Source organism: Luteibacter sp. P4_D7_3 (genome assembly GCF_056401735.1).
Genome location: NZ_JBFUIT010000088.1, coordinates 1 through 13,183, shown reverse-complemented (window position 1 = coordinate 13,183; position 13,183 = coordinate 1). Strand labels below are relative to the sequence as shown.

The window sequence follows — 13,183 nt, the reverse complement described above, 5'->3', positions numbered from 1 at the left end:
GTGCTCGATGAGCCCCAGTTCGAAGGTGGCCCCATCACCGCGCAGGTTCACCCCGACGAAGTGCAGAACTACGCCGCGGGCGGTTGGAAAAAGGAGGCGTAAGCCATGTTGACGGCAGCCCAGAAGTCCGACGTTCGCCGGTTCGCGGGCTACCCGATGCTGGCGGACTCCGTCGCCGACGACACTCGCGACTTCGCCTATGGATGGGTGACGGCGGGTGTCTGGAACACGCTTGAGCACCGGCTCAACAACATGCGTCCTGAGGAAGAGGCGACGCTTACGACGGTTTACCTGGCGCAGCTGACGACGCTGGAAACAGCCATCGTCGGTGCCAGCGACAACCTCGACACGGATGTCGCCGCGGTATGGACGCGCAACCGCCGCGAGGTGATCGACCGGCGTGACCTTTTCGACGACTGGCGCCGGCGGATGTGCTTTTTCATCGGCATCGCCCCGGGTCCGTCACTGGGCAGTGATGACGGGACGGTCTGCGTAGGGCGGAACTGATGGACGGCGACAAGCTCCAGGCGAAGATCTACTACGGCTACGCGCAGTCGGCGAAGCGCATCGGCCTGACCTTCACGCAATACCGGCCGACCGATGCGATGTTGCCGATCGACGTGACCAGCTTCGTCGGTCCGATCCTGGCCAGCTTCAACGCCAAGGACATGAAGTACGGCAAGGCGAACGACCACGCGAAGCCGCTGTGGTACTGCCTTGCCGATGGTCGACTGCTCGCGGTGGGGGACTACCTGACACGGAACGGCTCGACGTTCTTCATCGCCGGCATGCAGCCGCTGCTCCCGATCCTCGCGGTCGAGTGCAACCGGGTCATGTCGTTCTTCCGGCCTCAGCAGCAGGCTGGCGTGGGAGCGGTCGGATACGGCGGCAACACCATGGAGAACCAGAAGCCGATCGCGCAGGGCTTCCCTGCGTCGGTCCTGCAGGGCACGAAGGGGGAGAGGAACGACACGGCGCTGCCCGGGGACGTGAAAGTCCCGTGGTGGGCCATCCTGATACCGTCGTTGCCCGGTGACGCGCAGCTGCGCACGGATGACGTAGCGATCGACGAGAACGGCCGGCGATATGTCCTCGCCAGCTGCGAACAAACGGACCTCGGTTGGCGGATCACCGCGGCAGAGGCGGGCACCTGACGTAGGAAAGCACATGGCAGACCTCACCGACGTGCAAAACGCCGTCGTCGGCCTGCTCGCGCAGGCGCTCTACCCGAACGGCACGGCGCAGGCATCAGCCACCGGCGACGCGACGATCATCTACCCAGGCTGGCCGCAGGCTTCGCAGCTCGATGCGGACCTCGCCGGCTTCTCTAACAGCAAGGGCGGACGGGTACACGTCTCGGTCTTCCCCATGACCGGCGAGACGCTTCAGCCGGCTTACTCGAATGCCTGGGCCCCGCTGAGCCAGCAAGCGGCGACGGTAACTACGTCGATCGCGGGGCAGGCAATCACCTTGGGCGGCACGGTGGGCGCGGCGCAAAACGTTGCTGTGGTCGCCGGAGGCCAGGCTTACACGTATGCGGCGCAAGGGAGCGACACGCTCACGAGCATCGCTACAGCGCTCGCGGTGCAGATACCTGGCGCGTCGAGCAGTGGTCCCGTGCTGACCATCCCTGATGGGGTAAAGGTGACCGCGGCGCGCGCTGGCGGTACTGGCGTCATGCAGCGCGAGCTGCAGCGTCGTAAGCGACCGGTGCAGGTCACCATCTGGGCCGATACCCCCGCGCGACGTGACGCGTGCGCCAGGATCCTCGACATAGCCCTCGCGGCAGTAGAGTTCGTGGCCTTGCCTGACCAGACGGGTGCGAGGTTGATCTTCCAGACGAGCCACCAGATCGACGCCACCCAGAAGGCCAACCTGTACCGCCGTGACATCATCTACAGCACCGAGTATTCGACGACGCAGACCCTGTCCGCGACGGAATTGGTCGTCGCGCAGGAAACGATTCAACTCAGCGTCGTCGGAGCCACGGCCCCGGCCGCTACCAACACCATTTCCCAATGAGGGCGCCATGGCACGACATCTGATCGTCTCCGAACCGTTCCGCGATTACACCCGCGGCAGCCGCATCACCGATCCCAAGGAGATCTCGGCGATTCTGGAATCCGACCAGGCTGGCCATGTGCTGCCGATCGAGGTCGAGGATCCGCCGGCCCGCACCCCTCCACCCAGCGCAGCGGACTAAGTCCCTCGCCCCATCACCAGTGAGCCCGCCCAGTGCGGGCTTTTTTTATGCCCGGAGACACCCATGACTCAGATCGTCCAGCAGGGCGCAATCAACACGACCGCGCTGATCGTCCCCGACCTTTACGTGCAGATCGTCCCGCCGGCGGTCTCGCAGCTCAACGGCGTCCCGACCAATCAGCTTGGCATCGTCGGTACGGCATGCTGGGGCCCGGTCAATGCGCCAGTGGTTCTGGGTGACAGCGCCGCCTATGCCCGCCAGTTCGGCGCCATCCAGAACCGAAAGTACGACCTCGGCACGGCTGTTGCGATCGCAGTGCAGCAGGGTGCGAACAACATCGTTGCCGTACGCGTCACCGACGGCACCGACACGGCCGCGAGCGGCGCGCTGGCGACGAACATCACGTTTACCAGCAAGTACACCGGCACCCTGGGTAACTCGGCGACCGTCCAGATTGCCGCGGGTAGTGCCGCTTCCAGCTTCAAGGCAATCGTTTCGATGCCGGGCCTCGTTGCTGAGGTGTTCGACAACATCACGGGCACTGGAAACGCGTTCTGGGTCAATCTGGCCCTCGCGATCAACAACGGCCAGTACGGCGTACGGTCGGCATCGCAGATGATCGTCGCCACGGCTGGCGTTGGCACCACGGCACCGGCTGCGGGCACCACGCCGCTCACTGGTGGCACCGACGGCGCCACGACGATCACCTCGGCGGTGATGATCGGCGTCGATACGGTGCCCCGCAAGGGCATGTATGCGCTTCGCAGCAGCGGCGCGAGTGTCGCCATGCTGGCCGACGTTGACGACCTGACGACCTGGTCCGTGCAGGTGGCCTATGGCCTGTCGGAAGGGACCTACATGATCTGCGTCGGCCCCGCCGGCGACACGATCGCGAACGCGGTGACGACGCGGGCTTCGGCGGGCGTCGATAGCTACTCGTTCAAGCCGATCTTCGGCGACTACTGCTACTGGGCCGATCCTGTAGCCCAGGTGACCCGCCTGGTGTCGCCGCAGGCATTCTGCGCCGGCCGGCTGGCAAACCTCGCGCCTCAGCACTCGAGCTTGAACAAGCCGATCTACGGCGTGGTGGCTACGCAAAAGACCAGTCAGAACCTGCAGTACTCCAGCGCCGAACTCCAGACGCTCATCCAGTCGGGCTGGGACGTGCTCACCAACCCGGTCCCGGGTGGCAGCTACTTCGGTATGCGTGTCGGCCACAACGGCAGTTCGAACCCCGCAACACAGGGCGACAACTACACCCGCATGACCAACTACATCGCGGCCACCATCGGCGCCGGCATGGGTAAGTTCGTCGGCCGCCTCCAGTCGGTGGCATCGAACGATCCGCTCCGTGCCGAAGTGAAAGCCACGCTGGATTCGTTCCTCCAGAACATGGTCGATCAGGTCCAGCTCGACAGCTTCACCAACCAGTGCGACCTGAAGAACAACTCTCCGTCACGCATCGCGCTGGGCTATTTGCAGGCCGATGTTGCAGCGAAGTACCTGTCGGTAGCCGAGAAGTTCATCGTCAACGTGCAGGGCGGCCAGACGGTCGTCACCAAGCAGACGCTGCAGTCCTAAGCGGGCAGCGGTTCAACGTCATCACCTAAGGGCGCCTCCGGGCGCCCTTTCTCTTTGGAGAGAACCATGCCCGCAAGCGGCTTTACCATCGGCAAGGACGTGACGATCAAGATCGTCACGCCGGCAGGTCCCTTCGACCTCCCCATCACGACGAAGAGCTTCGACAAGAAGCCGCGCTACAACACGCAGATCGGCGTCTATATCGCCGGCGAGGCGCTCGGCTTCAACGCTCCCATCGGCTGGGATCTGACGTTCACGATCGATCGATCCAGTAGCGTCGTAGATGATTTCTTCGCCGCGCAGGAAGCTGGCTACTTTGCCGGCCTGGACACCCTGACCGCATCGGTCACGGAAACCATCACCGAAGCCAATGGCTCGGTGTCTCAGTTCCGCTACACCAAGGTCATCCTCAAGCTGGATGACGCTGGTAACTACGTCGGCGACGCGAAGGTCAACCAGGCCCTCAGCGCGTTCGCCTCCCGTCGCCTGAAGGTCGCCTGATACCCATGTCCGAGCCCACTCTCACCGTTACGCAGTCCGGCGCCGACCAGGCGCCGGGCGACACCGCAGAGCCCGCCAAGCCGGCGCCGACACCCACTCAGCAGTTCATCGACCGGGCAAAGGCGGAGGCTGTGATTACCGACCCGAAAGGTCGAGTAATCGTCCTCCGGAAGCCGGGCGTCCTGGCGCAGTACCGTCTTGTCGACATGCTCGGCCATTCGGCATCTAACCAGGCCTACATGGGCATGGTGATGCCGCTGACCTACGTTGGCAGCATCGATGGCGATGACGTGTCCATCGGCACGAAGCGCGAGCTCGAAGCGCTGATCGTTCGCCTGGACGAAGCAAGCATCTTCGCAGTTGCCAAGGCGGTCGAGGCAAACTTTGGCGAGCAGGATCCGGAGGCGGATCAGGCAGCGCTAAAAAACTAGCGACGGCCCCGGCGATCAAGGAATGCCTGTGGCTGGTAAAGAACGGCATTCCTTTCGACGTGGCCTTCTCGCTGGATGACATCACGCGCGGTGCCTTCTCGATCGCCTTCAGCGAGATGGAGGGCAGCGAGTTCGACTGGCACACGATGAGCTTCAAGGAACAGAAATGAGGTCCTTCGATAGCTTCGGCGAGTTCTCAGAGCACCTTCTAAGGGTCGGGGCGGCGACGACCATCGCCCTCCACCTGGGTGTGAAAGAGGCGACCAAGGAGATTGAGAAGGCGGCGAAGGCCGAGATCGGCGTGTATCAGGACGGTGTTGGGTCCGACAGGGGTGGAATCGGTGCGATTCCGCCCTGGGCGCAGCTGGCCGAGTCCACGGAGCGCCGGAAGGAGATCATGAACTTCCCTCTGGATGCCCCGCTGCTGGCCACCGGAGAGTTCCGCGACACAATCACGAGCGAGGTTATCGGGCTCAAGGGCGTCGTCGGGACGACCGATGAGCGCGGCGTGTGGTTCGAGTTGGGCACACCGAATATGCCACCCCGCGCCGTTTTCGCCCCAGCTGCCATCCGTCTGGAAGACAAGGTGCTACGGATCCTCGAGGATGCAGCCGCTGCCGGCGTTATCGGTGGTGACTGGCTGCACGCCCCGCTGTCGAGGGACTGACAGCGGCGGGGTTCTCTGTGGCGTGAGCAAGAGCCAGCAGGCCGACAAGCGTCAGGAAGGCGACTTGCCACGCGGTGCGCTTTCGCCTCGCCGAGGCACCCATCAGATGAGCAGGGTGATCAGCGTGCCCGGAATCGCGGCGAGCGCGGCGAGCACAAACAAGATGGCAACGGGCGGCTCGCCCTTCCTCGGTGCCAAGGCCATGGACAGAGCGTGCACGACAATGATCAGCGCGCCGACGCCAGCGGCGACATCGCCGAGCTGCTCACGGATCTTTGGCCAATTGCGGTTCGTCCGGGTCTTCGGCTTAACGCGCGGGACGGCGTATTGGACGAACGAAAAACGGTCCGCCAGCCAGTCCTGAACCCTCATTCGTAAAGGCATTCGCATGTTCGAAGCATACAAGATCGGCGTGCGTATCGGCGTCGTGGACGCCACGGGCGGCGGCATCCTCAAGTTGGCCGCCCAGTTCGCGACGGCGGAGAAGAGCGCCAAGGGCCTCCTGAGCACCATCGAAAAGATCAACGCGGCAACGCGCCGTGGCTTCGGCAACTGGGCAGAGGGCGCAGCCAACGGCTACGAGCGGGCCAGGCGTTCGGCTGATAGCTACGCCGCATCCGCTGAGCGCGCGGCACGCGCCGGTGGTATGTCCACCATGGGAGGCGGTGGCGGTGGCCTGGTGGCCATGGCTGCCTTCGCTGGCGCCCGTGGCGGATCGCCGGCCATGCAGCTGTCTGGCCCCGCACAGCGGTTCCTTGGCGGACCCGGCGGTGGGGCGCTCGCTCTTGGTGGCCCTCGTGGCCCCGGCGGTGGTAGCTGGCCAGCTATGCCCGGATCACCTGGTGGCGGTGGACTCGGTCCGTCGGCATTCACGACTGCGGGTTGGGGCTGGGGCGGCGGCGGTGGCGCCGGAGGTGGGGGCGGAGGTGGGGGCGGGTCGGGGTTCGGCGGCGGCCTCGGTGGTCTCATTGGCGGCGCCATGCTGGAGCGTAGCGGAAAGGCCATGTTCGGCATGCTCGGCGGCCCGATCGACAAGGCCTCCGAGTACGAGCAGGCCGTGACCCGCTTCAAGCTCTTCGGCATGTCCGACGAGGTCAACAAAGAAGCCGTGAAGTTCGCCAACGGCATGCACATCGCCGGCACGTCGATCATCGACGCGATGAACAACATCACGGAGGCGCAGGGCGTTTTCCGCGAGTCCGGCTTGGGCGGAAAGGAAGCCCTTGCCGGAGCAAAGCTCGCCGCGCCCCTTCTCTCCAAGATCGCGTTCGCAACTGCGGGCCTGGACGGTGAGTCTCAGGCACGCATGCACACGCAAAGCCTGTCGATGCTGCGCTTCATCGAAATGCGGGGCGGCCTGAAGGATGCTACGACGTTCAACAGCATTGCGGATCAGGGCTGGAAGGCTATCCGCAGCTCCGGTGGCAACGTCGACTGGGAACAGATGCGTCAGTTCATGGCGCGCGGCGGTGTCGCAGCACAGGGCCTCGGCAACGAGGCTTTGTTCGGCAAGCTCGAGCCGGTTATCGGCGAGTTGAAGGGCAGTACGGCGGGTAACGCGTGGATGACCTCCTATAACCGCCTCGTCGGCGGCGTGCGCGTGCCGAATCAGGTGGCACACCTGCTCGCAGACAACGGCATCTGGGATAAGTCGAAGATCGAGTGGAACTCGCAGGGTGGCATCAAGCAGTTCCGCGGCAACCCGCTCAAGGACATGACGACCTTCGCGTCTGACCCTGTCGAGTTCTACGAAAAGAACATCTTGCCGATGTACGCCAAGATGGGCATCACGTCGGCGGTGGATAAGGGCCGCGAGAATACGATGATCTTCGGCCGCACCGGCGGCAACATGTTCAGCCTCATCGACCGTCAGCTGGCTGCAATCCATCATTCTGATGAAGCACAGAAGAAGGCCCTGGGCATCGACGATTCGGTGACTGCCGAGGGCAAGACGTACCGCGGCACGCTCATCAAGGCGCTCAAGGAGCTGGAAACGGCCTCTGTGCGGCTTGGCGCCGTAGTCCTGCCACTGTTGGTGAAGGGTCTCAACTTCGTCACGCCTCTCATCGAGAAGATGGCGACGTGGATCGGCAACAACTCGACACTGACGAAGGGTCTGGTGATCGTTTTTGCATCGCTCGCAGGTCTCGCGGTGGTGGGTGGATCGCTTCTGGCCGTCGGCGGCGCACTGACGTTGATCGGTGGGGCTTTGGTGGCTGGCGGAGGTCTTGCCGTCGGTCTCGCAGCAGTCGGGTCAGTGTTGCTGTGGGTGTCTGGCATTGCGGCGGCGATTGTTGGCGGCGCAGCGGCCGGCGGATGGCTCAACGATCACGCCATCAATCCTCTGGTGAAGAAGATATCTGGCGGCAAGTACAAGTCGCTAGGTGATGCCGCCTATGGCGACCGAGACAACGACCTCGCGGGCGGAAGCGGAAAGCACGACCTCCGGTTCGAGAACTACGTCGACGGAAAGTGGGTTCCTAAGCCGAATCTCGTCAAGCCCGGTACGAGGAACGGTTCGGGAAGCGGAGTCGGAGACGTTTATGTCGACGGTAAGAAGCTCGGCAAGGTCATGGCGCCGCATCTGGCTGACCAGCTCAGCGCGCCGCAGCGTGGTTCCAACTCGTTCGACTTCACTGCCTCGCCGGCACCCGTCGGCATGACACAAGCACGCTGACAGGAAACCCATGGCTTCGACGACCGTAACGCTTGGCGACTTCGTGTTCGCCGGCATGGAGATGCCCGAAAGCCTTCGGTTCGGCGGCACCCAGGCACTCGTGGTGCACCGGCTGATCGGTGGCCAGAAGGTCGTCGATGCCATGGGTCCGGACGACGCCCCGCCGGAGTGGGGTGGCTGGTTCCGTGGTGAGAATGCGCTGGCGCGCGCGCGATATCTGGACACGCTTCGGAAGCAGGGAAAGGCGCTCACGTTCACGTATTCCGAGTTCCGTTACCTGGTACTCATCAACTCGTATACCGCGGACTTTCAACGCCCGTACCAGATCCCCTACAGGATCTCGCTGGAGGTGGTCGAGGACCTGACGGCTCCAGTGACTGTCATCGCCCCTTCGTCGATCGACGATGTGATGGGTGATGACATGAGCACGGCGAACGGCCTCGGTGGCCTGATCGGTGACGGCATCCTCTCGTCCCTGCTCGGAGGGCTCGATACCGCGATCAGTGCGGTATCAAGCTTCGCCAACGCCTCAACATCGGTCATCAATAGCGTGTTGGCGCCGATCGCTGCTGTGCAGGGTCGCGTTTCGACGCTGATCGCAAGCACGGGAAACAGCATCCAGAACGTTGGAACGCTTGGCGGTGTGATCCCGGGCACGCCGATCGGTCTTTCGTCGTCGGCCCTCGCCACCCAGGTGACCAGTTTTAACAGCCTGCCAAACATGTACGCACTGCAGAACGTCGTCGGCCGGATGGGCGCCAACCTGGGGTCGGTGTCGGGCAGCGTACGCCCCGTCACCACGTCGGGCGGAAATCTCATGGATATGGCCGCGACCGCCTATGGAGACGCGTCCTCGTGGACTGGCATCGCAAAGGCCAATGGTCTGACCGACCCGGTTCTGGTCGGCACGCAACAGATAGCGGTCCCGCTTCGACCGGACACCGCAGGGGGCATTCTCGGTGGCTGAAACGACGACGCTAGATTCAGTCGCTGCCGTCGTCGATAAGTCGGCGGATTCGGCGCGAACGCCTCGGGGCATGGTGATGATCGCTGGAGTAGCCTCCCCGGCGTGGGTGGACTTCGAGGTCGACAGCAACAGCTTCCATGAGGCGGACACTTTTACGGTGTTGCTCGCTATCAAGGAACTGAAGGCGCCACAGGATCTTCGCTGGTTCCTCGATCAAAGCACGATGAGTGTGGAGATCCTCGCGGGCTTCCCGCAGAACCCCGAAAACTACGGGTCAGCAGACCTCACGTCATGGATAACCGGTAACGTCGACCAGGTCGATTTCGATCCCTCGGGTAGGACAATCACCCTCACTGGCCGAGACCTCACGTCCCTTCTGATCGATGCCAAGACCTCAGAGAAGTGGCAGACACAGACGGCGAGCGAGATCGCCTCGACGCTGGCCAGCCGGCATGGGCTTACCCCGGTGGTCACGGGGACGACGACCACGGTGGGCCGGTATTACCAGATCGACCACGTGTCGATGACATCCACGGACACGGAATGGGAGTTCCTGACCTGGCTCGCCGTGCAGGAAGGCTTTGTGGTCTACGTGAAGGGCAAGGAGTTGCACTTCGAGCCACGGCCGGACCCTGACGATGCCAACGTCTTCGAGGTCGAATGGGAAGAGCCTGACGACGAGTTCGGCTACTTCCGGTCAAACACCAAGCGCCTCGGCTTCAGCCGGACGTTGACGGTGGGTAAGGGTGCGGTCGTGCAGGTGCGGTCGTGGAACCAGAAGCAGAAGACCGGCTTCACCGCGACTTATCCGGCCTCGCATGCCAAGGGCATCAAGCCAGGGTCGTCGAGCGCGCCGGCGCAGGTCTATTCCTACGTCATTCCCAACCTGACGCAGGAGCAGGCTAACCAGCGCGCACAGGCGCTTTACAACGAGCTGATCAAGCATGAGATGCGCTTCAACGCAGACCTGCCAGCCGATGACGCTCTCGACTCTACTTGGATGGCGAAGGTCACCGGGACCGGCACCATTTTCGACCAGAAGTACTACATCGAGAGCGTGAGTCGATCGATGTCTAACGGTGGCGGCTACGGGATGTCACTCCGCGGCAAGAACCATTCCGACCAGACGAGCCCGATCCCATGAGTAGCCGCCTCGATAACGCGATCCGTGGGGTGGCATCTCGCGCCGGGCAGGGCAGGACCGGGACGAAGCTCGGCATCGTGACCGCTTACGACCCAGCGCGCTATGCGATCAAAGTGAAGTACCCGCCGGACGACGTTGAATCGGGCTGGATTCCTCTCGGCGCGCTAATGGTCGGCAACGGGTACGGAATCCTGGCGCCGCCTGCGATCAACGATCAGGTGAAAGTCGAGTTTCAAGACGGCGCGCTGGACGCCGGTGTCGCCGGGCTCACACTGTTCAACGACGTTGAGGTGCCTCCGAAGGTCCCCTCAGGAGAGATTTGGGTACTCCACAAGTCAGGGGCGTTCTTCAAGCTCACCAACGACGGAAAGGCGTCGTTCTCGGATGCTCATGGCGCGTCGGTGACGCTCAACGGGGACGGAACGATCACCTCGGCTGGGACGTGGACGCACACAGGGGCATTCAACGTGCACGGTGACCAGGCTCACACCGGGTCGATCACATCGAACGGCAAGCACGTCGACGACACGTTGCGCGTCTCTGGCATTCAGACTGGCACTGGTGTGTCGGGCGAACCTATATAGGAATCAAAGTGCCGAACCTAACCGACATCGACCACTTCTGGGGAAGCGACGCCGGGGTCTCCGCAACGGCCGATCTGGGCACTGTCGAGGTCACGTCCCGAGGCCAGCAGCGGGTATTGCGCCGCCTTCTTACAAACCCGCGAGCGATCCTGCCCGATGGCTCTGTACTTCCGCCCGACTATCCATTCCACGCTGACTACGGCGCGGGCCTCCCGCGATATATCGGCTTGGCCGTGGACCCGGCAGAGATCGTCGCCCTGATCCGGGGACAGATCCTCCTCGAGGATTCGGTGGCGAGGACGCCGGCACCGCAGATAACCGTCGCACAGACACCCGGAGTCCTCTCGATCTCCATCAGGTATACGGACGCCGCGACCAGTACGCCGGCGACGCTCTCGTTCAACGTCAACTAGTGAGCCATCATGCCCAGCGTCAATTCGAAGAGCTTCACCCAGCTGGTAACGGACTTCGCGACGAGCGTCCAGGCCCGCGCTGTAGCGCTCACTGATTTCACCGTTGGCTCGGTCCTGCGGGCTCTCGCAGAGACGACTTCCAGCGTCGTCGTCTGGCTTCAGGGACTGATCCTTCTCCTGCTGGCGACCACCCGGGCGGCGACCAGTAGCGGTCCCGACCTCGACAGCTGGATGGCGGACTTCGACTTCGCGCGGCTCCAGGCTGCGTTTGCCGGAGGCCTCGTCACGTTCGCTCGGTTCACCCCGACGATGCAGGCCGTGGTCCCCATCAACGCGCTCGTTCAGACCACCGACGGCTCGCTTCGATATATCGTCGTGGTGGATACGACGAACGCCGCTTACAACGCGATCCTTGGCGGCTACGTCATACCTGCTGGCACGGTGAGCCTCAACGTCCCAGTCACGGCGCTGGTCGCTGGCGCTGCGGGCAATGCGGTGGCCAACTCGATTACCGTGCTGGCCCAGGCGGTGCAGTACGTCGACACGGTGACCAACCCGTCAGCCTTCACCTCTGGTGCCGACGCGGAGACGGACCCGGCCTTCCGCACGCGGTTCGTCGCTTACATCGCCAGCCTGTCGCGCGCGACGAAGGCGGCGGTTCTGAGCGCCATCCTTTCGCTGAAGGTCGGGGCGAGCGCTTCTCTGGTGGAAAATGCCGACTACAACGGCACTTACCACCCGGGCTTCTTCTACGCCGTCGCCGACGACGGATCCGGCACGCCTGGCTCGACGTTCCTCGCTTCGGCGTCGAACGCGATCGACGCGGTTCGACCGTTCACCGTCGGATTTGCCGTCTTCGCGCCCGTGGTCGTTACCGCGAACGTGGCGATGGCGGCGACCATCGCATCTGGCTTCGATCCTACGGCCACGAAAGCTCTGGTGCAGTCGTCTGTGCTCGCCTACATCGCCGGCTTGACGCTGGGGCAATCGCTGCCCTACTCGCGTCTGGTGCAAGTCGCCTACGACGCGTCCCCTGGCGTGACAAACATCACGGGCCTAACGCTCAACGGTGGCACGGCCGACATCATGGCCACCGCGAAACAGCGCGTGCTCGGCGGAACGGTGACCGTATCGTGATCGGCGACTTCAATGACATCCTCGCGCGGCTGAAGGGGAAGCTCCCGTCGCGCTGGTTCGGCGGCACTGGGGACACGCTACCGGTCTTCGATGGTGTGCTGGCAGGGATTGCCGGCCTCCTGAGCTTTGTCTACACGCTTTACACGTACGCCAAGCTGCAGACCCGCATCATGAGTGCCACGGACGGGTGGCTCGACATGATTGCCGCCGACTTCTTCGGCCCTGGCCAGGTGACACGCAAGACGGGGCAGGGCGACACGTCGTACCGACTGGTCATCCTGGCCAACCTGTTTCGCGAGAAAGCGACCCGAGCTGCGATCGTAAATATCCTCACGTCCTTGACGGGCCGTGCCCCGAAGATCATCGAGCCATGGAGGCCAGCGGACACCGGCGGCTATGGGATACCGACCAGCGGCTATGGTGTCGCTGGCGCCTACGGCTCACTTTCGTTGCCCTATCAGGCCTTCGTCATCGCTTACCGGCCGGTGAGCAACGCGGGCATCGCTTCTGTGGCTGGATACGGGAGCGCACCAGCTGGTTACAGCACTGCCTCATGGGCGGAATACGCGTCGATGTCCATGGTCACCGGTGGAGTGTCTGACGCCGACATCTTCGCTGCGATCGATGCCGTGAAGCCCGCAGGAACGATCGTTTGGACGCGCATCAGTAACTGATCAACCCCTCAAGCACACCTCAAACCCGCCCTCGTGGCGGGTTTTTTTATGCCCGGAGAAACCCCTTGGACCGCAAAATCGTATATCCCGGACAGATTCCGCTCGAGACGGACCTGCTTGGCACCAACCAGTCGGCAATGGTCGGCTTGGGCAAGCTTGCTGCGGCAGTGCTCGGAATTGGTGGCGTCGTTTCAGGCCTCACCG

At 63.4% G+C, this 13,183-nt stretch carries 16 protein-coding genes; 15 read left to right on the top strand and 1 reads right to left on the bottom strand.

Features of this window, described 5'->3' with window-relative positions; genetic code table 11:
• Positions 1-105: 105 nt before the first annotated feature.
• The 8 genes from AC1DSN_RS10285 to AC1DSN_RS10250 all read left to right on the top strand — a co-directional run bounded on the left by AC1DSN_RS10285 (position 106) and on the right by AC1DSN_RS10250 (position 5,383).
• A complete protein-coding gene (locus tag AC1DSN_RS10285; RefSeq protein ID WP_477294411.1) occupies positions 106-507 on the top strand; it encodes a hypothetical protein in 402 nt (133 codons plus the stop codon).
• Positions 507-1,154, top strand: coding sequence for a hypothetical protein (locus tag AC1DSN_RS10280; protein WP_477294413.1), 648 nt, complete (start codon positions 507-509; stop codon positions 1,152-1,154). Before AC1DSN_RS10285 ends, AC1DSN_RS10280 begins: the two co-directional genes overlap by 1 nt.
• A 13-nt stretch (positions 1,155-1,167) precedes the next feature.
• Positions 1,168-2,022: a hypothetical protein gene (locus AC1DSN_RS10275; protein WP_477294415.1), complete on the top strand. Its 855-nt coding sequence runs from the start codon at positions 1,168-1,170 to the stop codon at positions 2,020-2,022.
• Positions 2,023-2,029: 7 nt separating this feature from the next.
• Positions 2,030-2,203: a hypothetical protein gene (locus AC1DSN_RS10270; protein ID WP_477294417.1), complete on the top strand. Its 174-nt coding sequence runs from the start codon at positions 2,030-2,032 to the stop codon at positions 2,201-2,203.
• A gap of 63 nt (positions 2,204-2,266) precedes the next feature.
• Positions 2,267-3,784, top strand: a complete 1,518-nt coding sequence (locus AC1DSN_RS10265; protein WP_477294419.1) for a phage tail sheath C-terminal domain-containing protein — start codon at positions 2,267-2,269, stop codon at positions 3,782-3,784.
• 66 nt (positions 3,785-3,850) lie between these two features.
• Positions 3,851-4,285 (top strand): hypothetical protein, encoded by a 435-nt coding sequence (locus AC1DSN_RS10260; RefSeq protein WP_477294421.1) that lies wholly within the window; start codon positions 3,851-3,853, stop codon positions 4,283-4,285.
• 5 nt (positions 4,286-4,290) lie between these two features.
• On the top strand, positions 4,291-4,716 hold the full coding sequence (locus tag AC1DSN_RS10255; RefSeq protein WP_477294423.1) for a hypothetical protein: 426 nt from the start codon (positions 4,291-4,293) through the stop codon (positions 4,714-4,716).
• 166 nt (positions 4,717-4,882) lie between these two features.
• Positions 4,883-5,383 carry a hypothetical protein gene (locus AC1DSN_RS10250; RefSeq protein ID WP_477294425.1) on the top strand — a complete coding sequence of 167 codons (501 nt, stop codon included), beginning with the start codon at positions 4,883-4,885 and terminating at the stop codon, positions 5,381-5,383.
• A gap of 102 nt (positions 5,384-5,485) precedes the next feature.
• On the opposite strand, the gene AC1DSN_RS10245 is transcribed toward AC1DSN_RS10250, so the two are convergent.
• Positions 5,486-5,788, bottom strand: a complete 303-nt coding sequence (locus AC1DSN_RS10245) for a hypothetical protein (protein WP_477294427.1) — start codon at positions 5,786-5,788, stop codon at positions 5,486-5,488.
• Between AC1DSN_RS10245 and AC1DSN_RS10240 the strand changes: the two genes are divergently transcribed.
• The 7 genes from AC1DSN_RS10240 (at position 5,772) to AC1DSN_RS10210 (ending at position 12,979) form a co-directional block, all read left to right on the top strand.
• On the top strand, positions 5,772-8,060 hold the full coding sequence (locus tag AC1DSN_RS10240; protein ID WP_477330576.1) for a phage tail tape measure protein: 2,289 nt from the start codon (positions 5,772-5,774) through the stop codon (positions 8,058-8,060). The genes AC1DSN_RS10245 and AC1DSN_RS10240 overlap by 17 nt on opposite strands.
• A gap of 10 nt (positions 8,061-8,070) precedes the next feature.
• On the top strand, positions 8,071-9,027 hold the full coding sequence (locus AC1DSN_RS10235) for a hypothetical protein (protein ID WP_477294431.1): 957 nt from the start codon (positions 8,071-8,073) through the stop codon (positions 9,025-9,027).
• Positions 9,028-9,097: 70 nt separating this feature from the next.
• Positions 9,098-10,171, top strand: a complete 1,074-nt coding sequence (locus AC1DSN_RS10230) for a phage late control D family protein (RefSeq protein ID WP_477330574.1) — start codon at positions 9,098-9,100, stop codon at positions 10,169-10,171.
• Complete coding sequence (locus AC1DSN_RS10225) at positions 10,168-10,755, top strand: phage baseplate assembly protein V (protein WP_477294435.1); 588 nt, start codon at positions 10,168-10,170, stop codon at positions 10,753-10,755. Before AC1DSN_RS10230 ends, AC1DSN_RS10225 begins: the two co-directional genes overlap by 4 nt.
• An 8-nt stretch (positions 10,756-10,763) precedes the next feature.
• Positions 10,764-11,168: a hypothetical protein gene (locus tag AC1DSN_RS10220; protein ID WP_477294437.1), complete on the top strand. Its 405-nt coding sequence runs from the start codon at positions 10,764-10,766 to the stop codon at positions 11,166-11,168.
• Positions 11,169-11,177: 9 nt separating this feature from the next.
• Positions 11,178-12,305, top strand: coding sequence for a baseplate J/gp47 family protein (locus tag AC1DSN_RS10215; protein ID WP_477294439.1), 1,128 nt, complete (start codon positions 11,178-11,180; stop codon positions 12,303-12,305).
• Positions 12,302-12,979: a hypothetical protein gene (locus AC1DSN_RS10210; RefSeq protein WP_477294441.1), complete on the top strand. Its 678-nt coding sequence runs from the start codon at positions 12,302-12,304 to the stop codon at positions 12,977-12,979. The genes AC1DSN_RS10215 and AC1DSN_RS10210 overlap by 4 nt, the downstream gene beginning before the upstream one ends.
• The last annotated feature ends 204 nt before the right edge of the window (positions 12,980-13,183 follow it).